20 protein-coding genes and 1 pseudogene are annotated in these 23,498 nt (G+C 61.5%); 3 read left to right on the plus strand and 18 right to left on the minus strand.

Features of this window, described 5'->3' with window-relative positions:
- Positions 1 to 4: 4 nt before the first annotated feature.
- The 4 genes from NYE40_RS20160 to NYE40_RS20175 all read right to left on the minus strand — a co-directional run bounded on the left by NYE40_RS20160 (position 5) and on the right by NYE40_RS20175 (position 5,548).
- Positions 5 to 661, minus strand: coding sequence for a DUF4391 domain-containing protein (locus tag NYE40_RS20160; RefSeq protein ID WP_339278858.1), 657 nt, complete (start codon positions 659 to 661; stop codon positions 5 to 7).
- On the minus strand, positions 658 to 3,909 hold the full coding sequence (locus tag NYE40_RS20165; protein WP_339278860.1) for a helicase-related protein: 3,252 nt from the start codon (positions 3,907 to 3,909) through the stop codon (positions 658 to 660). The genes NYE40_RS20160 and NYE40_RS20165 overlap by 4 nt, the downstream gene beginning before the upstream one ends.
- Before the next feature lie 240 nt (positions 3,910 to 4,149).
- Entirely contained in the window at positions 4,150 to 4,470 is a 321-nt protein-coding gene (locus tag NYE40_RS20170; protein ID WP_339278861.1) for a hypothetical protein, read from the minus strand.
- A 490-nt stretch (positions 4,471 to 4,960) separates the two neighbouring features.
- A complete protein-coding gene (locus NYE40_RS20175) occupies positions 4,961 to 5,548 on the minus strand; it encodes a hypothetical protein (RefSeq protein ID WP_339278862.1) in 588 nt (195 codons plus the stop codon).
- Positions 5,549 to 5,935: 387 nt separating this feature from the next.
- Between NYE40_RS20175 and NYE40_RS20180 the strand changes: the two genes are divergently transcribed.
- A complete protein-coding gene (locus NYE40_RS20180; RefSeq protein WP_339278863.1) occupies positions 5,936 to 7,015 on the plus strand; it encodes a hypothetical protein in 1,080 nt (359 codons plus the stop codon).
- 11 nt (positions 7,016 to 7,026) lie between these two features.
- On the opposite strand, the gene NYE40_RS20185 is transcribed toward NYE40_RS20180, so the two are convergent.
- The 7 genes from NYE40_RS20185 to NYE40_RS20215 form a co-directional block, all read right to left on the minus strand.
- Positions 7,027 to 7,800: a DUF6884 domain-containing protein gene (locus NYE40_RS20185; RefSeq protein ID WP_339278864.1), complete on the minus strand. Its 774-nt coding sequence runs from the start codon at positions 7,798 to 7,800 to the stop codon at positions 7,027 to 7,029.
- Positions 7,737 to 8,654, minus strand: coding sequence for a hypothetical protein (locus tag NYE40_RS20190; RefSeq protein WP_339278865.1), 918 nt, complete (start codon positions 8,652 to 8,654; stop codon positions 7,737 to 7,739). Before NYE40_RS20190 ends, NYE40_RS20185 begins: the two co-directional genes overlap by 64 nt.
- Before the next feature lie 130 nt (positions 8,655 to 8,784).
- Positions 8,785 to 9,693 carry a hypothetical protein gene (locus NYE40_RS20195; RefSeq protein WP_339278866.1) on the minus strand — a complete coding sequence of 303 codons (909 nt, stop codon included), beginning with the start codon at positions 9,691 to 9,693 and terminating at the stop codon, positions 8,785 to 8,787.
- Positions 9,694 to 9,946: 253 nt separating this feature from the next.
- Positions 9,947 to 10,270 carry a hypothetical protein gene (locus NYE40_RS20200; RefSeq protein WP_028598771.1) on the minus strand — a complete coding sequence of 108 codons (324 nt, stop codon included), beginning with the start codon at positions 10,268 to 10,270 and terminating at the stop codon, positions 9,947 to 9,949.
- Between the two features lie 25 nt (positions 10,271 to 10,295).
- Positions 10,296 to 12,281, minus strand: coding sequence for an EndoU domain-containing protein (locus NYE40_RS20205; RefSeq protein ID WP_339278867.1), 1,986 nt, complete (start codon positions 12,279 to 12,281; stop codon positions 10,296 to 10,298).
- Positions 12,282 to 12,389: 108 nt separating this feature from the next.
- Positions 12,390 to 13,184: a Nif3-like dinuclear metal center hexameric protein gene (locus tag NYE40_RS20210; RefSeq protein WP_028598770.1), complete on the minus strand. Its 795-nt coding sequence runs from the start codon at positions 13,182 to 13,184 to the stop codon at positions 12,390 to 12,392.
- A complete protein-coding gene (locus tag NYE40_RS20215; RefSeq protein ID WP_339278868.1) occupies positions 13,181 to 14,098 on the minus strand; it encodes a transporter in 918 nt (305 codons plus the stop codon). The genes NYE40_RS20210 and NYE40_RS20215 overlap by 4 nt, the downstream gene beginning before the upstream one ends.
- Before the next feature lie 282 nt (positions 14,099 to 14,380).
- Here NYE40_RS20215 and NYE40_RS20220 point away from each other — a divergent pair, with 282 nt between their 5' ends.
- Together NYE40_RS20220 and gdhA are read left to right on the plus strand one after the other, a co-directional pair.
- A complete protein-coding gene (locus tag NYE40_RS20220; RefSeq protein WP_339278869.1) occupies positions 14,381 to 15,367 on the plus strand; it encodes a diaminopimelate dehydrogenase in 987 nt (328 codons plus the stop codon).
- A gap of 81 nt (positions 15,368 to 15,448) precedes the next feature.
- A complete protein-coding gene (gdhA, locus tag NYE40_RS20225; protein WP_339278870.1) occupies positions 15,449 to 16,819 on the plus strand; it encodes an NADP-specific glutamate dehydrogenase in 1,371 nt (456 codons plus the stop codon).
- A gap of 165 nt (positions 16,820 to 16,984) precedes the next feature.
- On the opposite strand, the gene NYE40_RS20230 is transcribed toward gdhA, so the two are convergent.
- From NYE40_RS20230 to NYE40_RS20260, 7 genes and pseudogenes are all read right to left on the minus strand, one after another.
- Complete coding sequence (locus NYE40_RS20230) at positions 16,985 to 17,683, minus strand: SDR family oxidoreductase (protein WP_339278871.1); 699 nt, start codon at positions 17,681 to 17,683, stop codon at positions 16,985 to 16,987.
- Positions 17,684 to 17,705: 22 nt separating this feature from the next.
- Positions 17,706 to 18,155 (minus strand): VOC family protein, encoded by a 450-nt coding sequence (locus tag NYE40_RS20235; RefSeq protein ID WP_339278872.1) that lies wholly within the window; start codon positions 18,153 to 18,155, stop codon positions 17,706 to 17,708.
- Between the two features lie 201 nt (positions 18,156 to 18,356).
- Positions 18,357 to 19,307: a metallophosphoesterase family protein gene (locus tag NYE40_RS20240; RefSeq protein ID WP_101808172.1), complete on the minus strand. Its 951-nt coding sequence runs from the start codon at positions 19,305 to 19,307 to the stop codon at positions 18,357 to 18,359.
- Between the two features lie 286 nt (positions 19,308 to 19,593).
- A complete protein-coding gene (locus NYE40_RS20245; RefSeq protein WP_101808173.1) occupies positions 19,594 to 20,247 on the minus strand; it encodes a hypothetical protein in 654 nt (217 codons plus the stop codon).
- An 81-nt stretch (positions 20,248 to 20,328) separates the two neighbouring features.
- Positions 20,329 to 21,564: pseudogene (locus NYE40_RS20250) on the minus strand (RtcB family protein).
- 38 nt (positions 21,565 to 21,602) lie between these two features.
- Entirely contained in the window at positions 21,603 to 22,430 is an 828-nt protein-coding gene (locus NYE40_RS20255; protein WP_244912732.1) for a nucleotidyltransferase domain-containing protein, read from the minus strand.
- Positions 22,431 to 22,705: 275 nt separating this feature from the next.
- The gene (locus NYE40_RS20260) at positions 22,706 to 23,488 is read right to left on the minus strand and encodes an ABC transporter permease (RefSeq protein ID WP_101808174.1); all 783 of its coding nucleotides are present in this window, start codon (positions 23,486 to 23,488) and stop codon (positions 22,706 to 22,708) included.
- Between the last annotated feature and the right edge of the window lie 10 nt (positions 23,489 to 23,498).

Here is a 23,498-nt window from a genome sequence, read left to right on the forward strand (position 1 = left end):
TTACTTAGTTAAAAAGTTGATTGAGTTCTTTGCGTTTCTGTTGCAATTCCATATTCAACTCAACCTTGCGATTGAATTGCTTTTCACTACGAATCTTGGCTTCTAGCGTCTGGCATTCTTGTGTAAGTTTATCTAAGCGTGCTTGTCGCTCAAGAACGATTGTAAGCTCGACTTCGGATCCCAAGTTGATCGGGAGCAGTTGACGGAGGATGTTCTCATAGACCGCTTTTAGATCAAGTCCTTGAATGATGTCCAGCTTCATTTCATCTACAGGTTGCCATTCCGATTCGTGATAGGAACGTACAACAGAGCGGTTATCATCGGTTTGATTCCGCTCCTTGTAGGCAATTGCGATCTTTGCCTGATCTTCGTATATAATGACGTGCAGTATGGGGTAAGGAATCGCCTTATCGATGCTCCGCAACAAATCAAGTGAGTAGGTTCGCTCTTTCAAGTGAACTTCAAACACCTGAACTTCCTCTATGTCATCTTTCGGTTCGAGGCGAATCGTCTCTTTGGACAGTTTGTGCTTCCAGATGATCGACTCAACTTGCTCAGTAAACAGTTCCTTTAGATGTTGATTGGCGTGAAGCTTCTCATAGAACTTATTTTTCGGTATTTTGCGATTCACAAGTGTGCTTGATGGTAGCTGAAACATCATGCACTCACCTGCCGGATGACGACAAAGGTAATGAGTTCAAAATCTTCAAGACCTTTGACCGAATCGATCAATGCCGTTGTGCCACCCGAACTGAACAAGCTGTCCAGATCGCCTTCTTCCTTCACCTGAACAATGGAGCGGATCGCTTCCTCCAGCAGTAGGGAGTAGGCATCCATCTTCCTACCGTCTTTTGTCGCTAGATTGAAGCTGCGGCATGCCTCCAAGACAGGCTCAGATTGTCCTCGGCACAGAGCCCGCAGAGCATCGAGTGTCTTCTTGACATCCATATGATTGGTGACGACTTCGCCATCGTCACTCAAGTAGACCAGATAGAAGGGATGCAGACGATTCTGCTTGTCCGGGTTCAACTCTTCATTTACGTTGCGAAGAACGAATATGACGCCGGGTTGCACTCCCTGATCTTCATCAGCAGAAACAACGGCATGCAGTCCGCTTGGAACGGTTTCGAGTTCGCCATTCTCTTTGACGTAGTTCACCAAATCCATGCGGAAGTCATTAAGACCTAAATCCGTTATGGATACGCCAGTATTCATGTCATCCAGATCGACGACTTCCTTCTGCAAGCGATTAAGTTGCTGCTTCCGGTATTCCAGATCGCTGGACTGATTAAACAGGACATTGTCGTCACCAGTTGCCGTCATATCCATGATGACCATGCGATTCTCGACCCGTTCTTTCAATTGAATATATTCATCCAGCGTCATGTTGGGCCAGAAGTTCACGAGCTGTATGGATTTGTTTTGGGAGCCGATCCGATCAACTCGTCCAAATCGCTGGATGATTCGTACCGGATTCCAGTGAATATCATAATTGATGAGAAAATCGCAATCCTGCAAGTTTTGCCCCTCGGAGATGCAATCGGACGCAATGAGCAGATCGATTTCGCCCTCGACATCAGGCATCGTCAGCTTCTTCTCCTTGGATCGCGGCGAGAAGCAGGTGAGCAATGTACTGAGGTCATTCCGAAGTCCGGCGGTATTCTTGTTCTCATCGCTGCCGACAATTTTGGCGGTATCGATGTTGTATTTCGACTTCATGTACGCAGATAAATGGTTGTACAAATACGCCGCGGTATCCGTAAATGCACTAAAGATGATCACTTTACGATTGCCCGGATTGATGGGTTGTCTGATTTTATCGTCGATGACTTGTTTCAAGGCATTCAGCTTCTCGTCATGCTCGGGCGATACCTTCAGCATCTCTTCGTGAAGGGCAGATAGAATTTGGTGATCACTCATCAAATCTTCTTTCCATCGGAGCACGTCCATATCGGATAGATTGATCTTGATGGTATCCCCGATGGTAAAGTCATCATCTAACCAATCGTCATCATCGAGACTGGCATCTTCAATTTCGGTGTATCCAACCGCGTCTGACTTTCCGCTTTGCTGATAAGCCTCAATTTTCTCCAACGTCTGACCGAGCTTGGCGATCATCTTGGACATCGTGAGGCGGAAAGATTCTACAGAGCTCTCCAACCGTTTAAGCAAGTTGATCCGCATCAGGAGCTGCAAGCTGCCTTCCCGGTCTAACTGCCGGAAGCTCCCACTTCCGCCTTTTACACTCGTATCGTACATTTCTTCATACAGTCGCAAGCGGCTCGGTTGAATATACTTGAACGGGGCATAAATGCCGAGATTGATTCTGGACAGCTCCATAAAAATATCATTATAGCCGATGACATCGGTTCTGTCTGTCAGATCACAGAACTTGGATAAAGGCGGTAATCGCTTAGGGAACTCGCCGATCTCCTCCGCTTTGTAATACTTCTGGATGTGCTTGCGAGAGCGTGCGATGGTCAGACTGTCCAGCAGCTCGAAGAAGTCAAAGTCCAGCATCCCCAGCAGCGTCTCCGTCGTCCGTTCAGCAGCATCGAGTTTAGACCACTGATTAAAAGCGGACTGAGCTCGCTTGAAGATATCGTTGATGCCCCGTTCCGTGCCCATCTTGTTGTTAATCTCTTCGGGATTTCCCTCATAAGCCAGAGCAAGCTGATTACGAAGATCCGTGAACTTGTTATTCACCGGGGTTGCCGACAGCATCAGCACTTTCGTCTTCACACCGCTCTTCAGCACTTTCCGCATCAGCTTCTGATACCGGGTCTCTTTATCCTTCTTCGCTTCGTTATTGCGGAAGTTGTGCGATTCGTCGATGACGAGCAGATCGTAGTTGCCCCAGTTCAATCTTTCGAGCGGAATGTCATTGGACTTGCCTCTCTCGCGAGAGATGTCCGTATGGTAGAGTACATCGTACCGCAGACGGTCGGCGTATAAGATGTTGTTGGTCACGTTTTGTTTATACGTAAGCCAGTTATCGCCAAGCTTCTTTGGACACAGCAACAAGACCGACTTGTTGCGAAGCTCGTAATACTTGATAATGCCAAGTGCGCTGAATGTTTTCCCAAGGCCAACGCTATCCGCAAGAACGCAACCATTGTACTTCTCCAGCTTGTTAATAGCGCCAAGCACCGCATCTTTCTGGAAGTGATAGAGCCGCTTCCAGATTTCCGTTTCCTTAAACCCCGTTGCTTCGTTCGGTAAAATGTCTTCCGTAATGTCCGATAAGAACTCATTGAAGATATTGTACAGAATGACGTAATAGATGAATTCCGGCGAATTCTCTTTGTAAACAGCTGAAATATGATCTGCAACTTGATTTGTTACGTCTTCAAGCTTGCTTTTATCATTCCAAATCTGATCAAATAATTCAAAATACATTTTAGTGATTGGAGCTTCTTTAAACTTGTTCACCATATTGGATAAAGCATTTCCGCTTTCATAACCTAGTTCAACAGCTGTAAAGCCATCCATGGGCATGTACGTAGTTGAATCGTTGTGCTGAAGATTAATCATTCCTTGCATGGAACGAGAAGTTCGGTTTGACTTAAATGTGACTTTGTTTTTAATCCATTCCCCACACTCTTTTGCTACTGATTTTAAAGTCATATCATTTCTTAGCTGGAGCTCGAACTCTGATCCATATAAACTCTTTTCGCGGCTACGCTTTGGTATATAAAACTCTCTTTTTTCCTTTTTAAAGCTATCCGAAATAAATGTTGGAGACGTAAAGATAAATCGAACTTCATCTACAAGATTTAATTCTTTCTTTAGAGCCTCGTAAGCATAAATAGAAAAACAGGAGGCAGCAATCGATAATTTAGAGCCACTCTTTATCGATAGTTTTAAATCATCCCCGAGAAGCTTATCTTTATTATTTATAACCTCCATAAATGACCTCTTCTCAAGTTTAGCTTAATCACAGGCGTGTGAAAGCAATGCTTGACATACGTATCAACATCCTGGCCGACCATTCGATCACTTACGTCATTAGTCAATATCGCCTCTGCCCTTATCCCAATAATTGATAGACCTTTCGGACCATCACAAGCAGGACTTAACGCCTATATTAATCTATCGGCTATCTCTATGCGAATAGTAACATTAAATCCAGATTAACCCAACCATTTTTCATGCGGATTGACTAACAGCGGGCGGGGAATCTTCCACAATTCGAGCCTCTTCCTCCTGCCGACTCATAATATGCGAGGCATGCACTACGACCAGTCGAGCATTGTCCTGATCCAGCCACTGCACCCTCGGGTCCCGGCGGTCGACGATGTCGTGGACGGCATGCGGCACATGACGCGTGCAGATAAGCACGGCGTCGGCCGATCTCCACTTCTGCTTGAGCACCGTCAAGCTCTCCTCGTAACCGTCGAACCAGTCGGCCTCGGCCCCATGCTCCCTCAGCGCCGCCAGATAAGCGTTGCGCTTGCGTGATCCCAGCACGAGCACCTTAGAGCCTGCAGGCAGATGAATGGATGAGATGGATCCTGCTGCGCCTCGCGTGTCTGGCTTGGACCCGGCCTCGCTCCCGGGCGCCTCGTCTCCGCTGCGTCTCTGCTTCCTCGCAGAAGCAGGGGCTTGTCCGAATGGACGAGGCGGCGCATAGTGATGGCGGTATTGCTTGACGATCCGCACCTGCCCGGAATCCAGAAGCACCGCTCTGGCCGGCAGATCGGCTTTCAAGAAGCCGTGCTGCTGTCCGCTGCGAAGCCGGGATGGGAAGGGCTTAACGGGACTTCCTACCGCATCAATGGGGACAGCGCCGACAGCGGCATGCGACGAGGTGCTCGCCGGACTCTTGATTGGTCCGATGCGGGGCAGATCGAGGCGGCCATGCGGCTGCAGATCCGGCTCGCGCAGGCGGTGCAGCAGGCTTGGATGGAACGAAATGCAGCGGGTACGAGCACCTTCAGCATGAAGATCGGTTCAGCTTTTATGAGCGCTGCGGCTGGATGGACATCGCATGCAGAAGCGTCTGCTGCAGAAGCTTCTGCGAAGCGGCCGTCTTCGACTCCATCCGCTGGAGCTCGATCTGGTGGCGTTTTTCGGTTTTCTTTTGCCGGTGCGACAGCTCCGTGATGGTCCCCTGCAGGAAAAGCTGGATGAGCCGCTGCTCCTCCACCTGCTCCTCGGCATGGGCCAGCTGCTCCCGCAGCGACGCCGCTGCCTCCTCGGCATACGCTTGCCGGCTGCTCTCCATATCGGCTGCGGCCCGCTGGAGCTCGCCGCATTGACGTTCCCGGTCAGCCAGCTGTTGCCTGGCTTCATAGCCCGCCTGCCTGGCTGCCTTGAGCTCCAACGCAAGCTGGCGGCTTCTCCGCTTTTCTTCGGCTGTGCGCTCATTTTGAGCGGCGAGCTTCTTCTCCAGCTTGCGCAAGCTTTTTCTAAAGCCCTCCTCGCCTGGAGCGAGGCTCTCAGCAGGCTGGACGGCCTCGTCTCTCTCCGGCTGCTCCGCCTTCTCCCGCCGCAGCTTCTCCAAGCGCTGTCGGAATCGTTCCTGCTGCGCTTGCTTTGCTTGCACCCTTGCTTCGCTTCTCGTTTCCCTCGTCGGTATCCTCGTTCCCATCCCGCATCCCTCGCTTCCTGTTCTGCCCTGATTGTAGCGAGGGACGAAAACGCGGGGGTGTCGCGAACAGATGTTTGAATCTTTCAGCGGAACATAAAAATTTCTACGATCTGCCAGTGTATGGTCCAGTAGGACTAATTCATTTAGGAGGTTTCATTCATGTTGACCCTCTCTCAACAACGCCAGCTTTCCACCGTGCAGATTGATCCGAACTGTCTTCACCCCATCTTCGAGGCGTCGCGCTCGATCGGGACAGAATCGAAGCGTCTGCGTCATGAGGCGATGACGGAGTCGAAAGAAGATCATGCCCGACTTGTCCACGTGCGGCAGGAGCTGCGAGCTATGCTGGAGGACAGCGGCCGCTGGCCGGAGCCGCCTTTGCCCGGAGAGGAAAGCCTCGTCGCCCGCGAGGCGGAACGCATCCGGCAGCAGATGGAGAAGGAAGCGGAGCGGCTCGACGCGCTGGCGCGTCTGCTCTATCCGGCAGAAGGCTGCTGCTCCGCGTGCGGTTCGCTCGTCGGACTGGATTATCTCTGCCATGAATCGGGTGCCCTGTTCTGTTCGGAAGAGTGCCAGGAAGAGGCCGATCCGACGCCGGGCTGCTCCGTGCATCCTTATGAGGATGACTACATGGCGATCCGCTATGAGTACCTGGAGACGCTTCGATCCTGGAAGCAGGAGCTTGAAGCCGACAGCTGCCCGGAGCGCCGGCTCGAAGCGCTGTGCGAGGAGATCGACTCTGTGGTGCAGGAGTTTCGCTCTTTCCTGAATGATGAAGGCGCGGACGGAAAGCTGGCTCACGAAATCTATCGCCATATCCTCAAGCTTGCTGATCTCCAGTCGTCGATCCTAAAGTGGAGGCCGGAGCGGCAGCCGCTTTACTGGTTCCGGACCGGGCTTGGATACTTCCACGCCTCGGACCATGAGGAAGAGGGGCAGATGAACGCCGTCATGATATCGATGCTCCAGGAAGGCCTGGATGCCGACGTGATCGAGCTGCTTCAGACATATGGACATCCCTGCCACGGGGGCTTCAACATGGTTTTCGAGCGGCTGGAGGATGCGGAGGAGGTCTTCCAGGTGCTTTCCCCCTTGTTCCGGAAGCACGACGTCGAGGTGAATTTGCAAGCGGCCTATCGATGCGAGGCCGGCTGCGGGGATATCGTCGATGATGAGGAGGAGCGGCATCTCGACGGCTGGTTTTATTGCGATTACCATGTGGAGCAGGAAATATACGGAATTTTCAGCGAGGAGAAGCTGCGGGAAAAGCTCGACTTCTTCGCCTCCAACGACAAAGCGAGGCAGAGCTTGATCGAGGAACGGTACGAGAACGACTATTTCTACAAGCTGAAGATCGCCCGCTCCTGCAGGAGATGGGCTGTGGAGCGCCCGGACTGGGCGGACGATCTGCAGGATCGGTGAGCGTCTTCACTCTACTGTCGTGAAAATTCCGTAAACGCTCCGAGCTCGGCACGCTCGACTTTCCAGCCCGGCTCCATCCAGGCCGAAGCATGCGAATGAGTCTGCGTATTGGCCCACCAGGCGGCATGGATGCGGGCGGATTTCGGCAATGGAAATCCGAGCAGCTGCTCGATCTCCTGGATCGACAGCCGGATGCGGTCCTGGCTGCTTCCGCTCAGATAGATCTGCAGAGACGCATATTTGCTTCTGACTCTCGGAACGACCGGTTTGGGAGATTCTTTGCGATGATCCGCGATCGCAGTTCGCAGGAACTGCATCCGTTCTCCGATCCGGAGGCCGCGCATCGGGGTGGCGATGGCTGCCGATGGAAGGGCCGCACGAATCCTTTCGACATAATGTCCTCCTGCCAGCATGACGATCTCCTCATAGGCATCCAGCTCAAGGCGCTCTGCCTGCTCTCGCAGGACCTCATCCGATACGAGCTCCGCGGAAGGCCTGCGGAAGCTGACGTCGTAATTCTCCGGGACGATGTCATCCGGCCGCAGGAACCCGTGCTTGTCCGACAGGATGAGCCAATCCTCGTTGTAAAATGTCTCTGCGTATTCGCGGCACAGTACCGAGTATGCTCCTGTATAAGCCAGCCGCGCCGGAACGGCTCCCGTTTCCGGCATGCGGTCCCAAATCTTCGCCGCTCCGCAGGAGAGGAGGCATAGCTTCTTTTTCAAATCCATTCCGGTTCCACGTCCCCTCTCCTCGTCTCGACGACATGCAGCTGCCCGGCGCATCGGATGGAGGCAGATGAATCGGTCTCATGCACGACTTCGAGCTCGATCTGGACCAAGCGATCGTCGGCGGGATTCCAGAAGACGCCTTCGCGATAAGGAAAGACCACCTTGCCCGCTGGAAGGACGGCTCTTGGATCCTCCTCGAGCCAGCGCATCGCCTGCGCAGGAGCAATGCCCGCCGCCTGGGCGACACGACGGCAAGCCTCTTCCCGGCTGCTGCCGTCATGCCTCTGGAGAGCGGCCATGATGCCGTCCAGCAGCGGCTTGAGAACCGAAAACAGGCTCAAGCCGAATCGAGGCGGGAGGCCGATCTGCACGCTGATCCCGAGCGGAGCTTCGGCGAGCTCGACTGGAGCCGGCATCCGCTGCGTTATGATGCCTTCTTTCACGCTTCTCCAGATCTGAGCCGCTCCGCAGCCGGAATGGAGCCGATCGAGCATGGCCTCCCATGATACGATCAGGCCGGTCCGATGCCACTCGGGCCTCTCCGGCACTCCGATCCGATAGCTGTGGGAGATCGGGTACTCCGACTGGGGGCTGGCCGTGTTTGCCGGCTGCCTTCTTGGAGGCGCGAAGGCTCTCTCCATGATCAGAAGCCTTGGCCGAAGCTTCCGAAAAGCTCCGGCGCCGACATTGTAAGCGAGCACGTTTTCCAGATCGAATCGATCCCGCTCCAAGGATTCATAGGCCATGTGGACGGCAGCCGAGCAATCGCCCTCCAAAGCAAGCAAAGCCTCCCGCAGATGCCGCTTCATCTCCAGCTGCCAGCCTTTCGGCTCATATGGAAGGCGCTTGCTAGACCACAGCCTGACCTCGGCTGCTCCTGTTTCGACTTGATAGGGCTCGGTTGACATCCGGATAGCCTCCCTCATGATCACGCAGGCTGTCGTCAGCCCGAATCATAGGAGCCGCCTTGCAGCGGTCTCCTCGATGGTCGTCTTATTCAAGGCAGCCGGCCCCTATTCCTTCCGCTCCAGCTGCCGCTCACAACGTAAAGTTCGATACCGCCAGCAAAATCGCGTTGGTCGTGCCGCCGCTGACGTTGTCGAACGAGTAGGCGATCGTCGGCGCGCCGTACAGGGTGATTTCGTCGCCGGACAGCAGGTCGCCGGTGGAGCCGAGGTAGACGCCCATGATGGAGTTGCCGAATTCGTCGAGGATATGGATCATCGCCAGCGTGCCGAAGTCGGTCTCGGTCTCCTCGACCTGAACGGCCGTGCCGGACAAACGCACGATCTTCTCCTGATGAGGCGTGACGTTCTTGAACAAGTGGCGCGACGTCGTGCTGGCCGATACGGCCGCCCGAGCGGCCTTTTTGGCCTCGGCCGTACGGGCCGGGAACCAGGAGGCATGCTTCTCCAAATAGGCGCTCGACTCCGGACTGAGCGACGATCCGGAACTCACCATGCGGTCGATGAACCGGTTCATGACGCTGCTCATGAGCCGTTTTTCTTCGAGGGCTCTCGCCGCCGCCTCTTCGGCCGCCTGGCTCTTCGCTTCCTCCGCCGCTTGGCGCTTCTCATCAGCTGCCTTCGCCGCTGCTGCCTCGGCGGCTTTTTTGTCCGCCGCCTCCTGCTCCTCCTTGGCTGCCGCGAGCCGCGCCTCCTGCGCCTGGACGTCTTCGGCGGTTGGCGAAGCCGATGCGGCAGTCGCCGGCTCGGCGTCAGGCGAAGCAGCCGGCGAGTCCGCCGTCACGGCGCCGGCTGCCGGCCGCTTGCCCGCATCCTCCGGATCCGGAGATGCCGCCAGCATGACGATGAACAGCACGAACAACCCGACCGCGATCAGCAGATCGCGTCTTCCTTTCCCCGTCTTCCGCACCGCCGACACGACCGCCAGCGCCATGAACGCCAGCATCCCCGCCAAGCTCAGCAATCCTAGTCCCATCATCATCGTATCTCCACTCCCCCTGCGATCTCGCCGCTCATAGGCGGCTGCTTGCGAGCTCATTATGCCGCAAGCCGAGCGCAGGAGGGTGTTCCGAACGTATGATTGCTTTATGATCCAAGGCCACCGTCCAGCAGGCTGATCAACATCCTCTCCCACGCAAACAACGCAAAAAAGGGCTGATGATCAGCCCTTCTCTCCTTCATTCCGCCGCGAGCGCCGTCCACGCCTCCAACGGACCGGGCCGCTGCGCCCGAGCCTAAATCTCCCGCATCCACGCTTCGATCAGCCGCTGCAGCTCCTCTGTCTCCAGCTCGCAGCAGCTGTCCTCGTCGGCCAGCTCATCGACGACCCGCGTCCGCTCCCGGCCGATCTCCAGCGTGCAGGCGTTGCCCGAGAGCTCGCGCCCGTCGGACTCGCCGCGCAGCACCGCGCCGATCGCGTCCAGGTACTGCGGTCCGCTCCCCCGATTGACGTCGGTGAACAGGAACGTCTCGACGAGCGAGAGCTCCGCCGGCAGCCTCATGACGGTCAGCTCCTGCCCGCCGTGGTTCAATTTCTCGATCGCATAGGGGTATTTCATCGCTATCGTTCGTCTCCTTTGCCGTTCAATAATGCGGGAAGGCCGAGATGATGCTGCCGCTCCGGTCCAGATACATGTCGATCCGCATGCCGGACGAGGTCGTGCCCGTGTACGTGTTGCCCGTCACATGGCGTTGGTTCGCGAACGCCTCGTTGATGGAGTCGACGATCTGCTGCGGACTCATGTCTTTCGGGAAAAAGGTCGACATCCCCTGGTTGCCCGTCTTGGGCACGCCGTCGATCTCGACCTGCGCCTGATAGACGCCGTGCGCGTTCGGAGGCGACTCCGTGCCGGGAATGACCCGCCCGCGAGCGGTCGGCATTCCCTCGTAGTGGTAGCCGACGCCCCGCCCGCGGCGGTTGAGCTCGCCATCGAGAATATGCTCCAGCGCCCCCGCGCGGAAACGGGACGTGTTCTGCAGCTTGGCGATGTCGTATTCGACGGTCCGCACGTCGAGATGCTTGCGCAGCCACTCGCCGAACCGGCCGGGAATGCGCTCCGCGAGCCGGCCGAGCGGGATCCGGCTCAGCGCCAGATCGACGCCGAGCGCGGCGAGCCGCCCCGGCGTCAGGAAGCTGCGCGGATCGCGCAGGAACGCGCCGATCGTCGCGCCGCTGCCGAACAGGCCGGTCACGGTCGAGATCAGGCCGATCGCCGGCCAGAGCTCCAGAAACAGCAGGGACAGCGCGAGCATGCCCGCCGCCATGGCTGTCTTTTCCCAGAAGGAACGCCGGTCCCACCACTGCTGCAGATCCTCGAACATGCAGGCGAAGCAGCCGTGCGCCGCATCCGGCGCCTGCAGCAGCGCATGGAGGTGGAGCGAGGCCGCCGCCAGCAGCAGCGCGGCGGCTCCCAGCAGCGCGGCCAGCCGCCGCGTCTCGCGGCGAATGTCCGGCTCGGCGCCGAGCGCCTCTTCGTTGCCGTAGAGCAGCGTGCAGCCGAGCCGCTTGCGCTCCCGGAAAAACGTCAGCTGCTCCCGAAACCGTCCGCGCCGGAAGAACAAGGCGGCGCCGCTGCGGGCGAGCTCGCTCAGCGGATCGAGCCATCGCTCCCGCTCCAGCATCGGCAGCCGGTCGCGGATGCGGTTCAGCTGGACGTAGTCGTACCCGACCGCGCCGGCAAGCAGCAGCAAATAAAGCGGCTTGGTCGCATGCCCGTTGCCGGTCCAATCCCCGATCCATTGCAGGATGTCGGGCAGGTCGTAGCTGGCGTTGTAGGCCGCATGGTCGAAGATCGCTAGCGCGAGCAGCGCGGCCGGCACCGCCGGAGCGGCGCCTCTCAGCTTGCCGCGGAAGCGGATCGCCAGCCCGACCCCGAGCGCCGCGAGGCTGCCCAGCATCGCGTGGCTGTAGCTGATGTACGCCGGGCCGCGGGTCAGCTGCAGGTAGCCGGGGAACAGCTCGCCGACGTTCCAGTGGATGAACTTGCCGCTGATCCAGCTGTAGCCGTAAGGGAAGATGTGTCCGGTCGTCCAGCGGCGCGCCGTCTCTTCCATGAACTGAAAGCCCGCCCCGACCGCGCCGCCGATGAGCGCGTAGTCCCCGAGGCTGAGCGCCGAGGCGCGCCGGGAAAACAGCAGGTAAGCCGCCAGCGGCAGGAGCTTGACGACCTCCTCGGCGATCGGCGTCAGCAAAGCGCGGCTCCACAGGTCGCCCGTATCGCTGCCCGTCCAGGCGGTCAGCAGGCTGACCGCGAACCCGGTGAGCGGGACGATGAGCCAGGCGCCGGCCAGGAAAAACAGCATGACCGAGCGCCAGGAAAGCGTCTTGCTCCGGCACAGCCACCAGAACTGCAGCAGGACGTAGATCGACCACAGGTACTGCACGCCCAGCTTGCGGGATTCGGGATAGAAGAACAGGGTGCTCAGGAAATAAAGCAAGGCCGCCCAGGAAAGCAGGGCGTACAGATGCAGGACGTACGGATGCTTCGCGAGCCAGCGCCCGGCTCCGCCGAGCAGCCGCTCGGCATGCGAGCGCAGCCCGCTGCGCCACTTCATACGCTGTCCGATCATCTCTTCCTCCTCTTCGCCTGAATGGGATGAGCAGCGATGAAATTCGCCTAATCATTACCACATTCAGGAAAAGATGAAACGATGACCGTCCGAACCGCCTCTCCGCGCTTACAGGTAACGGTAGGGGTCGCCGCTTGGCGCGTACGCCACGGGCGCGCCGCCGAGCAGCGGAGCAATCCAGTCGGCCAGATGCTCCATGCCGGCGGCCTCGCTATGGAAATGCCCGACGACGAGCAGCGCACGCCGGCGGCCGAGCAGCGCCGCGTCGCGGACGTACTCGCATGTCATCCACTCGACCGTCTCGCCGCATAGCACGGCGTCGACATCATCGCGCGCAGCCGCCCGCAGCTGGCGCTCTCCGCCCGGCGCGCCGACCTGCATGGCGATGCGCGAGACGGTCCAGTCCGGATCGCCGACGACGCGCACGTACGGCACGCCCAGACGCTCCTTGAGCTGCGCCGCCAGCTCGCGCACGGTCTGCTCCGGCAGCTGCACGACGGCGCCGTGTCCGCCGTCCGTCGGAGCCGGCCAGCCGAGCCGGCGCAGCATGCCTTCCTGGATGCCGTCCGGCCGGCGGCGATGCCAGTCGTCGTGGAAGCGCCAGATGGCGATGCCGTGCTCGTCGACGAGCGCGCGCTTGGCTCGGTAGACCGGATCGTCCTCCAGCCCGTCCGTCTCGTCGCGATGGTTGTACCAGGTCGGCTCGTGGGTGACGATCAGGTTCGCGCCGCTTGCCGCCGCCGCGCGGATGACGTCCGCCGTCGCCGTGAAGCAGACGAGCACGCCGCGCAGCGGCTGCGTCGGATCGCCGGTCTTGAGCGTGTCGACGGTCCCCTCCTCCGGCTTGACGCCCGCTTCCCGCTGGATGCGCGCGATCGCCTCTCCGATGGCAAGTCCGCTCATGTCCGTTCCCCTTTCTCTTTCCCCATGTCTCCGCCGGCCTGCCGGTAGCTGACAAAAGCAAGCTCGCGGCTGTCCGGCGACCATGAATTCACGTTGATCGTGCCCTGACCGCCGAACAGCTCGGCCAGCAGCCGGGATTCGCCGCCTAGAGCCGGCAGCAGGCGCAGCTCGACCTGCCGGTTCGGCGGATGGTCGGCCGGCTCGACGTCTCCCTCGCAGTAGGCGAGATAGGCGACGAGCCGTCCGTCCGGAGAAGGATGCGGGAACCAGCTGTTGCGATGCTCGTCGAACGTCATCTGACGCTGCCCGCTGCCGTCCGGCTCCATGCGCCACAGCTGCATGAGCCCGGAGCGCGTGCTGTTGAACCAGATTCGGCCGTCCGGCGCGTACTCCGGCCCGTCGTCGAGTCCCGGAGCGTCGGTGAGGCGACGCTCCTCGCCGCCGTCCGCGCCGATGACGTAGATGTCGTAGGCGCCGCCGCGCTCGGCGCAGTAGGCGAGCGTCCGGCCGTCGGGCGACCAGCCGTGCAGATAGCTCGGCCCGAGCGGCGTGACGAGCCGCGGCTCCCCGCCTTCGACCGGCAGGACGTAGACGCGCGAGCGGCCGTCCCCCTCCGTATGATGGCTGACCGCGATCCGGCGTCCGTCCGGCGACAGCACATGGTCGTTGTTGCAGCGGTCCGCGAAGCCGCTCCCGATCTCGGCGACCGCTCCGCCCTCCAGCTCGAAGGCGTAAAGCCTGCCGCCGCTGTTGAAGATGAGCCGCTTGCCGTCGGGCGTCCAGTTGGGCGCTTCGATCAGCGCCTCGAACTCGGCCCTCGCGCGGCGCGCGCCCGTGGAGACGTCGACCGTCTCCAGCACGCTCGTCACGCCCCGCTCCTGCGCCAGGCGCAGGCCTTCCTCATGGGGAAACATCTCGTTCTCCTCCTTGTCCCGGCTCGGATTCAAATCGCCGTCGGCCGCCCTCGCGGCAAGCCGAGCTTTGCGCCAGTATAGCACAGCGACAACGCGCTGATCACGGTTTTCTTTTACGGTCCGATAAGACCCGATTGCGAGCGGATCAAGGACCCGTCACGCGATCGGAAAAGAATGAAATCAAGCTTTTTCGCTTTAAACCATTGACATGTGATGTCAACTTTGTCTATCCTCCTCCTAATGCCTGCACAAGACAGATTGACTGAAAAAGGGGCGAAAACGATGAACAAAAAGTGGAAAATCGGCATCGTCGGTTACGGAAATCTGGGAAAAGGCGTCCATAAAGCGCTCCGCCAAAACGCCGATCTCGAGCTGGCCGCGATCTTCACCCGGCGCGATCCGGCCTCGATGGAATCGGCCTGCGGCGATGCCGTATTTGCAACGATCGCGGACGCCGAGCTGTACCGGGACCGGATCGACGTCATGCTCCTGTGCGGAGGCTCGGCGAGCGATCTGCCGGAGCAGACGCCGATGCTGGCGGCGGCATTCAGCACCGTGGACAGCTTCGACACGCATGCCCGCATCCCGGAGTTCTACGAGCGGGTCGATGCCGCCGCACGGGCCGGGGGCAATCTCAGCCTCATCTCGACCGGCTGGGACCCGGGGCTGTTCTCGCTGAACCGCCTGCTGGCGGAGTCGATCCTGCCGGAGGGCTCGACCGATACGTTCTGGGGCACAGGCGTCAGCCAGGGCCACTCCGACGCCATTCGGCGCATCCACGGCGTGAAGGCCGGCGTGCAGTACACGGTGCCGATCGAGGCCGCGGTCGAGCGCGTGCGCAGCGGAGAGCGGCCGGAGCTGGCGACGCGCGAGAAGCATCTGCGGCAGTGCTTCGTCGTCGCCGAGACCGGCGCGGACCGGGCTTCGATCCGCGAAGCGATCGTCACGATGCCGAACTATTTTGCCGACTACGACACGACGGTGGAATTCATTACGGACGAGGAGCTGCAGCGCGATCACAGCGGCATGCCGCACGGGGGCTTCGTCATCCGCAGCGGCTCCACCGGCGAGGGCACGGGCCAGCTCATGGAGTTCGGCCTGAAGCTCGGCAGCAACCCAAAGTTCACGGCGAGCGTGCTCGTCGCCTACGCCCGCGCGGTATGCCGCCTGCGGGAGCAGGGGCAGACCGGGGCGCGCACCGTATTCGACATTCCGTTCGGCCTGCTCTCGCCCAAATCGCCGGAGCAGCTGCGCCGGGAGCTGCTTTAAGCCTTCCTTCCGCAAGTCCGCAAGTCTGCAAGTCCCTGGCAAGACGCATTCGCCACTACTTTGACAAAGGGGTCGTTCATCATGAGCTTTTCCGTGTCCGCCGGTTCCGAGGCCGGAGCCTACCTGCAGTCCGTCTATGAAAGCGTCGTCCGGCGCAATCCCCAGGAGCCCGAGTTCCATCAGGCCGTCCAGGAATTTCTCGAAAGCATGGAGCCCGTGCTCGTCCGCCATCCGGAGTATCGCAAGCATGCCATCCTGGAGCGCCTCGTCGAGCCGGACCGGCTCGTCTCCTTCCGCGTGCCGTGGGTCGACGATCAGGGACGGGTGCAGGTGAACCGCGGCTTCCGCGTGCAGTTCAACAGCACGCTCGGTCCATACAAGGGCGGCATCCGCTTCCACCCGACCGTCAACGCCGGCATCATCAAGTTCCTCGGCTTCGAGCAGACGTTCAAGAACGCGCTGACCGGCCAGCCGATCGGTGGCGGCAAGGGAGGCTCGGACTTCGATCCGAAGGGCAAGTCGGACCTGGAGATCATGCGCTTCACGCAGAGCTTCATGACCGAGCTGCAGAAGTACCTCGGCCCCGACGTCGACGTGCCGGCGGGCGACATCGGCGTCGGCGCGCGCGAGATCGGCTACATGTTCGGCCAGTACAAGCGCATCCGCGGCGGCAACGAGCCCGGCGTGCTGACCGGCAAGGGCGTCCAGTACGGCGGCAGCCTCGGACGGACGGAGGCGACCGGCTACGGCTGCATCTACTTCGTGCAGGAGCTGCTCGCCTCGCGCGGCCTGGAGCTTGACGGACGGCGCACGGTCGTCTCCGGCAGCGGCAACGTCTCGATCTACGCCATGCAAAAAGCGCAGGAGCTCGGCGCCCTCGTCGTCGCCTGCAGCGATTCGGCGGGATACATCGTCGATCCTCGCGGCATCGACCTCGAGCTCGTCAAGCGGATCAAGCTCTCCGAGGGAGGCCGCATCAGCGAGTACGTGCGCGAGCGTCCGCATGCGTCCTACCATGCCGGCAGCGGCGGCATCTGGAGCGTGCCATGCGAGATCGCGCTCCCTTGCGCCACGCAGAACGAGCTTGACGCGGACGCCGCGCGGCAGCTGGCGAGCGGCGGCGTCATCGCCGTCGCCGAAGGCGCCAACATGCCGTGCACGCTCGAAGCCGTGCATCTGCTGCTGGCGGCCGGCGTGCTGTTCGGCCCGGCCAAAGCGGCCAATGCCGGCGGCGTTGCCGTATCGGCCCTGGAGATGGCGCAGAACAGCATGCGTCTGTCGTGGAGCTTCGAGGAGGTCGACCGCAGGCTGCACGCCATCATCCGAGACATCTACCGCAACAGCGTCGACGCCGCCGAAGCTTACGGCTTCCAGGGCAACCTCGTCGCCGGCGCCAACATCGCCGGCTTCCGGAAGGTCGCCGATGCGATGATCCTGCAAGGCGTCGTGTAGCGGCCGCCGCCGAGCCCGCTGGCGGCCGCCGCCGAGCCTGCGGCCGCCAGCGGGCTCGACGCGAGCGGCGGGCTCAAGCGGAGAACGCGAACAAGCCGGGCCTGAACAAGGCCCGGCGTTTTGACGCGCGCCTGATGACGCTCTTGCTGCCGCCCGCCGCCCGGATCAGATCGCCATCGGCCTCCCCAAATAGTCGACGAAGCGGAAGCCCGGCGGGGCCTCGACGCGGCGCTCGATCAGGTCGGCGATGCCGCGGGCGCTCTCGCGCGGATCGAGCTTGGCCTGCTCGCCGCCCATGTCGGTGCGCATCCAGCCCGGATGCACGCTCAGCGCAATCGCCCCGCGCTCGGCGAGCACGCGCGACAGCTGCTCGGTGAGCAGGTTCATCGCGGCTTTGGACAGCGTGTACGGATAATCGCCGGGATAGGCGTTCGTCAGGCTGCCCGCCTCGGAGGAGATGTTGATCAGCGCCGCGTCCGGTTCGGTCAGCAGCGGCAGCAGATGCTTGGCGACGCGCATCGGACCGTACAGGTTGATGTCCATCGTCGACTCCATGAAGGCGAGGTCGAGCCGCTCGATCGGCGTCTCGCGAGCCTCCAGGACGGCCGCGTTGTTGACGATCGCGCCGAGCTGCCGCCCTTGTCCGCTCAGCCGCGCGGCCAGCTCGGCGATGCCCGCCTCGTCGGCGACGTCGAGCCGGACCGGCTCCAGCCGCTCGCCATGCTGGTCAGCCAGCGCCCGGAACTCCGGGCTCGGCTGCTCCGGCCGGCGCAGCCCCGCCAGCACATGGTGGCCGCGCCCCAGGCACTCGGCCGCCAGCTCCAGGCCGAGCCCGCGGCCCGCTCCGGTAATCAGGATGTTCATGTCAGGATCCTCCCTTTGCCGTCTAGTCGTTCTCCAGCAGCTCGACGAGCACCTTCAGGTCCGGCGCGGTGTCCATGTAGGCGTAGCGCCCGCCGGTATACTCGCCCTTCTGCTGCAGCGCGTAGCCCTTGCCCTCCAGCACGGAGATCTTCTCGGCCATGCCGGCGATCTGGAACGCGATGTGGTGGACGCCCTCTCCGTGCTCGTTCAAGTAGTTGCGCCACGTGCTCGGATGCTCGTCCGGCTCGATCAGCTCCATCTGCAGGGAGCCCATGTCGAAGAAAGCCAGCCGGGCGCGGGCCGGACTCGGCGCTCCCTCGAACTCGGTGCGCGCGATCTCCGGCGCGTCCGTCAGGATCGCCGGCGGGACGTCCATCCCGAAAAAGTCCGCGTAGACGCGGCTGGTCTTGTCGATGTCATGGACGAGAATGCCGATTTGGGTGATGACGTTCGTGCCGAGCAGTCCGGACATGGTGATTCCTCCCTTGGGATGCTTGTTGTTAGGCTCGTTTGGCGCATCCGGCGCCGTCCGAGCCCAGCTTCTGCGCCAGTATAGCATAGCGGCAGCGCGATGATAACGGTTTCTTCGCAGGAAAAAAGCGTAGCCGAAAGAGGAAGAGGCGGCGTTCGAGCTCCTCGTCCGCCGCCTCATTCGGTTCGTATTTTCGGCGTCCTAGGCCTTTTCGCCGGCCGCCGGCCGCTTCGCCGGCGCCTGCCGGACCTGCTCCCCGCCCTCGAGGCGCAGCCAGCTGTCGAAGTCCCGCCGCCCTTCGGTCAGCCGGATGACGCGCGCGCCGCGCGGAAAGCCTTCCTTGCCGTAGGTCGCATACCCGGTCGCCCGGCCGTAGCCGAGCGAGATGCCGTGCAGCTCGCCGACGTAGTCGTTGATATGGTCATGTCCGACGAATACGCCGGACACGTCGCCGCCCTCGAGCAGCGCGGCGAACATACCGCCGTTCACGCCGGCGCAGCAGACCGCCTCATGGCGCTCTCCGCGGCAGCCCTCCGCCTCCCACGCCTCGGCATGCTCCGGCAGCGGGATGTGGAAGAACATCAGCGCCGGAGGCGCCGCGCCCCCTGCCTGCCTCGCTCGCTCGCGCGAGCGCGAGGCGTACCATTCCGCCTGGTCGCGCGCGAGCCAGCTGTACCCGGGCACGCCCGGCTGCCGGGAATAGTCGCCGCTGTCGAGGAAATAGAGCGTCGCGCCTCCTCCCGGACCGTCGATCTCCAGCGCATAATTGCCGCAGCCGGTCACCCCCGGCGTATCGCCGGTCAGGCTGCCCGGCAGTCCCATGAGCGTCCGATGCAGCTCTTCGCGCGTGACGCCCGAGCCCGCCTCGGCATCGTGGTTGCCGAGCACGGCTGCCCAAGGGCTGCCGCTCGCGCCAGCGGCAGCCGTCGCCTGGCGGGCCGATTCGAGCGGCTCCGCGCAGGACTCGCTGTAGATGAGATCGCCGGTGAAGACGATCAGATCCGGCTTTTCCGCCTCCAGCACCTTTTCCATGAGCGCCCGCGTCCGCAGGTCCCGCTCTTCTCCGTTCTGCCAATGCAAGTCGGTGAACTGCACGATCGTGAACGTGCCGTCCTCCCGGAACGCCAGCCGCTGCTTCTCCCTGTTCTCCATGACCGCTCCGCCTCCCGGCTTCCTCGTCCGAGGAAAAGTTTGGATGCCCTGGGATCATTGTATCCGTTCGCGGCGCCGCTGTCAGGACAAACCCGCCGCACGCCCGCAAGCGGCACTCGCGGGCTCATGACCGCCTGCTCCGGACGATCCGGCCGGCGCGGCCGAGCGGCCGATCTGGAGACGGCAAAAAGCCGGGGCTTGTCTGCCAAGCCCCGGCTTTGCTATCCGTCCTATCCGTCCCCGAAACGCGCTTGCGCTCCGATGCGGTTCCTATTGAGCTGTCGCGCTATTGGCCCATCGCTTCCATCGCGTCCGGATAGACGACCGTCTGGAACACTTCGCCCGACGCCTGATCCTGCATCTTGACGGTCACCTTGTTCTCGTCCTGCGGCACGCCGTCGAACAGCCGGTAGTACATCGCCGGAAGCGCCACGCCTATCGCCGCGAACGCGTCGAACGAGCCCTCGAACTTCGCCTGGTCGACGATCAGCGTGAACTCCGAGAAGTCCTTGCTGTATTCGATGTCCTTGACCGACTGGAACGTCTCTCCGGCCTTCAGCTCGTCGATCGACGTCAGCAGGCTGGCTTTCATCTCGTCCATCATCTTGCCGTGCACGCTGCGCGGCATCTTGTAGGTGACGGAGCCGTCCTCGTTGCGCTTCACGTCCGTCACGCCGTTTTTCTTGGCGGCCTCGATGGCCGCGTCGAGCTCCTGGCCTTCAAAAAAAGAAGCCGGCAGCGTGATCTCGTGGTTCAGCAGCCCTTTGTCGACTTCGACGCCCTTGGCCGGGGATGCGGCCGGCGCCGCGGATGCCGCCGAGCTCGGCGCCGGACTCGATGCCGCGCCTTCGTTCCCGCCATTTTCGGAATTCCCGCCGCCGCATGCCGCCGCCATCGTCAGCAGCGCAGCCGCTGCCGCGGCTCCGATGATTCGTTTCATTTCCGTAGACCCTCCAGGCTGGTGATAGATTCCGCTTCTTGCGAAGCGCCCTTCTATCTATCGGCAGATCTGGAGGGAAATTCAATCTTTGTACGGATCATGCTCATCCGCGCCGGCCATGCAGACGCCGATCGGCCGCAGCCGGTGCAGCACCTCGATCGTGCCGGCATGGGCATCCAGCACCTGCTGCAGCTGCCGGTAGACGAACGGACTCTCGTCCGTGCCCGCGCCGCGCAGCTCGACGCCATAAGCCCGCACCGCCTCGCGCATCCGCTCCTCGCTGATTTCGCCGCCCAGGCGCCGGCGAGTCTTCCAGTTCATCTTGCCCGCCGCCTGCGTGCGGCTCATGACGCGGCCCGCGCCGTGCACGGTGCTCCAGCAGGCGTCGCGGTTCTCGTCCGTATCCCGTCCGCGCACGATGACGGAGATGTCGCCCATGCTGCCCCCGATGAAGCCGAGCTGGCCCGGCGCCGACGGCGTCGCGCCTTTGCGGACCACGACGCTCTCCCGGCCCTCATGCATCTCGCGTCAAGCGAAGTTATGGTGGTTGTGCACGGCGAAGTCCGCCTCCGCGCCGAGCAGGCCGAGCAGGCCGAGCACCTTGTCCATCACGTAGTCGCGTCCCGCATACGCGTAGCGGCCGGCGAGCCGCATCGCCCGCTCGTACATGTCGCCGAGCTCGTCCGCCAGCTCCAGCAGCACGGGCGGCTGGTCCATGCTCTCGCCCGGCGCCCGGTCCATGAACCGGCGTCCCGCCGCAAGGTTCAGGAACCCGCTCGCCGTCCGATGGCCGAAGCCTCGGCTGCCGAAGTGGTTGGCGACCCACAGCCGGCCCGTTCCTTCCTCCTCGAACAAGTCGACAAAATGGTTGCCGCTGCCGACCGTGCCGAGCTGGTCCCGCGCCAGCGCCTTCAGCTTGTCATGCTCCTGCTTGCCGACGGTCCGGTAGACGTCCCAGTCGGGATCGTCGAACAGCTCGTGGTCGACGCGCTCGCCGTTCACTCGGCCCACGCCGAACGAGACGTTCGCCGCGATGCCGTCCATGATGCGCCCGAGGCGCGGCTTGATGTCGCTCGCGAGCAGCGTCGTGCGCACGGCCTTGTTGCCGCAGGCGATGTCGTAGCCGACGCCCGACGGCGAGATCTGCCCGTCGTACGCGACGACGCCGCCGATCGGCTGGCTGTAGCCTTTATGATGGTCCGCCATGAGCAGCGTCTTGACGACGCGGCCGTGGGCGGCGCAGGTTCTCGCCTGCTGCAGCGCGCTCTCGTCGGGATCGCCCCAGACGGATACGCCGTCGATGACTTGATACGCCATGAATGTTCAGCCTCCTTGAAATTGAATCCTATGAAAAATCAGCGTGGCGCAGGATCGCTCCGTTCTGTCCAAGGCGCGGCATCGCTCTCGCGAAGCGCCGCTCGGAACCATGCGTCCAGCAGGCTGTCCGGCGGCTTTTCCGCCTGCGGCATCCGTCCCGCCTGCTCTCTCAGCTCCACGAGCCGCTGCTCCAGGTAGCGGTGCAGCAGCGGAAACGGCGGCTCGCTGTCCATTTCTTCTCCGCTTCGCTTGCGCCGCAGCAGCTCTTCGACCGTGTCCTTCAGCTCTCCAGCCGGCAGCAGCGCTTCGACCAGCTCGCGGAACGCCACCGGCGGAATGCCTCCGCGCTCTGCCAGCCACTGGCAGGCGAGCACCGAACGCAATACGTAGAAGTATTTCTTCAGCCGTACCCGCTCGCCCTGCAAGTAATCGCGGAAGTTGCCTTCCCCAAGATGGAGGTAGTGATGGATCGAGCTTCTCGGCGAATACAGGTCCGGCGTCATCTCGCGCATGCTGCCGACAACCGTGCCCCATTCGAGATAGCGGATCGGCGAATGCAGCCACTCCAGCAGCGGCGGGTTGGACTTCGCGAGCAGCTGAAGCGCCTTGCGGATGTCCCACCCGCTGAGGTCCAGCCGCTCCGAGATCGGCCGCTCGATGACGTCGCGTCCCGGATGCACGCTCAAGTACCACTCCGTCGGATGCGCGTACAGGAAGCGCACGTCGTAATCGCTGTCCTGCGAAGGAAAGCCCCACGCGCGGCTGCCTGACTCGCAGGCGTATAGAATGCGGACCTTTTCTTCCGACTCGATGCGCTTCAGCTCGATGTGGATGCGTTCTTCGGGGATCATGGCTGATGCCTGCATCTTCTTCATCCTCTCTCCGGTTTCCGCGGATTCCGTGCCACCATCATGCCTCATTCCAGCGGCGGGCACCAGGGCGGAAGTATGGCGAGGCCGTCGGCCAGAAAGCCATCTGGTGCGATTAATCATACAAATAGGTTGATTCTATATTCCTAATGCGCCGCAAGAGCCTCTCCCCCTTGACCTCGACTTGATTTTGCCGCAACGAAAATAGAGGAAAGCCAAAAAAGCGCATGGAAACTCCATGCGCTTTTTGCTGCAAGCCCGCTCCATCCCCTTTACCGCCGCAGGCTGCCCGTGCTCACGACGCCGTACCGGCCGAGCAGCTTGCGTCCGAGCAGCGCCACCGCGCGGTCGGTGACGAAGCCCATCAGCCCGAGGCTGATGAGGCCGACGAAGATCCAGTCGGTGCGGAAGAACAGCCGCGAGTTCCAGATGAGGTAGCCGACGCCTTCGTTGGAGGCGATCATCTCCGCGCCGATGATCGCCATGAACGACGTGCCCATCGCCAGCCGGATGCCGGTGAACATGTACGGCACCGTCGCCGGAACGACGACATGACGCACGATCTGCCAGTCGGATGCGCCCATGCTGCGCGCGGAGCGGATCCGGTCCTCCTCCACGGACAGCACGCCGGTAAGCGTATTGAGCAGTACGATGAACAGCGTCGCGTACAGGATGAGCATCACCTTGGACGTCTCGCCGATGCCGAACCAGATCAGGAACAGCGTGATGAACGCGATCGGCGGGATGAAGCGGATAAAGTTCAGGAACGGCTCGGCGAAGGCGCGGATCGCTCCGACCCGCCCGATGAGCAGGCCGAGCGGAATCGCGATCAGGCTGCCGAGGCTCCAGCCGAGCAGCACCCGGGTGAAGCTGATGCCGATGTACGACGGCAGAGTGCCGTCCGCCAGCAGCTCCCAGCCGCCGCGCGCCGTCTGCGCCGGCCCCGGCAGGATTTCCGGCCCGTAGGCCGAGGCGAGTCCCTGCCACAGCGCCAGCAGCCCCGCCCAGAAGGCGAGCTGCAGCAGGACCCGTTTCGTCTTGTCCGTGATGGTCATAGCCGTCTCC

The sequence above is a fragment of the Paenibacillus sp. FSL W8-1187 genome (assembly GCF_037965485.1).
In the GTDB taxonomy this organism is placed as follows: domain Bacteria; phylum Bacillota; class Bacilli; order Paenibacillales; family Paenibacillaceae; genus Paenibacillus_O; species Paenibacillus_O pasadenensis.

Bases quoted from the DNA above. Each gene is read 5' to 3' on its own strand.
- NYE40_RS20160 (WP_339278858.1), bottom strand. From the start codon at position 661: ATGATGTTTCAGCTACCATCAAGCACACTTGTGAATCGCAAAATACCG.
- NYE40_RS20165 (WP_339278860.1), bottom strand. From the start codon at position 3,909: ATGGAGGTTATAAATAATAAAGATAAGCTTCTCGGGGATGATTTAAAA.
- NYE40_RS20180 (WP_339278863.1), top strand. From the start codon at position 5,936: ATGCTGGAGGACAGCGGCCGCTGGCCGGAGCCGCCTTTGCCCGGAGAG.
- NYE40_RS20185 (WP_339278864.1), bottom strand. From the start codon at position 7,800: ATGCGCCGGGCAGCTGCATGTCGTCGAGACGAGGAGAGGGGACGTGGA.
- NYE40_RS20190 (WP_339278865.1), bottom strand. From the start codon at position 8,654: ATGTCAACCGAGCCCTATCAAGTCGAAACAGGAGCAGCCGAGGTCAGG.
- NYE40_RS20195 (WP_339278866.1), bottom strand. From the start codon at position 9,693: ATGATGATGGGACTAGGATTGCTGAGCTTGGCGGGGATGCTGGCGTTC.
- NYE40_RS20200 (WP_028598771.1), bottom strand. From the start codon at position 10,270: ATGAAATACCCCTATGCGATCGAGAAATTGAACCACGGCGGGCAGGAG.
- NYE40_RS20205 (WP_339278867.1), bottom strand. From the start codon at position 12,281: ATGATCGGACAGCGTATGAAGTGGCGCAGCGGGCTGCGCTCGCATGCC.
- NYE40_RS20210 (WP_028598770.1), bottom strand. From the start codon at position 13,184: ATGAGCGGACTTGCCATCGGAGAGGCGATCGCGCGCATCCAGCGGGAA.
- NYE40_RS20215 (WP_339278868.1), bottom strand. From the start codon at position 14,098: ATGTTTCCCCATGAGGAAGGCCTGCGCCTGGCGCAGGAGCGGGGCGTG.
- NYE40_RS20220 (WP_339278869.1), top strand. From the start codon at position 14,381: ATGAACAAAAAGTGGAAAATCGGCATCGTCGGTTACGGAAATCTGGGA.
- gdhA (WP_339278870.1), top strand. From the start codon at position 15,449: ATGAGCTTTTCCGTGTCCGCCGGTTCCGAGGCCGGAGCCTACCTGCAG.
- NYE40_RS20230 (WP_339278871.1), bottom strand. From the start codon at position 17,683: ATGAACATCCTGATTACCGGAGCGGGCCGCGGGCTCGGCCTGGAGCTG.
- NYE40_RS20235 (WP_339278872.1), bottom strand. From the start codon at position 18,155: ATGTCCGGACTGCTCGGCACGAACGTCATCACCCAAATCGGCATTCTC.
- NYE40_RS20240 (WP_101808172.1), bottom strand. From the start codon at position 19,307: ATGGAGAACAGGGAGAAGCAGCGGCTGGCGTTCCGGGAGGACGGCACG.
- NYE40_RS20245 (WP_101808173.1), bottom strand. From the start codon at position 20,247: ATGAAACGAATCATCGGAGCCGCGGCAGCGGCTGCGCTGCTGACGATG.
- NYE40_RS20255 (WP_244912732.1), bottom strand. From the start codon at position 22,430: ATGCAGGCATCAGCCATGATCCCCGAAGAACGCATCCACATCGAGCTG.
- NYE40_RS20260 (WP_101808174.1), bottom strand. From the start codon at position 23,488: ATGACCATCACGGACAAGACGAAACGGGTCCTGCTGCAGCTCGCCTTC.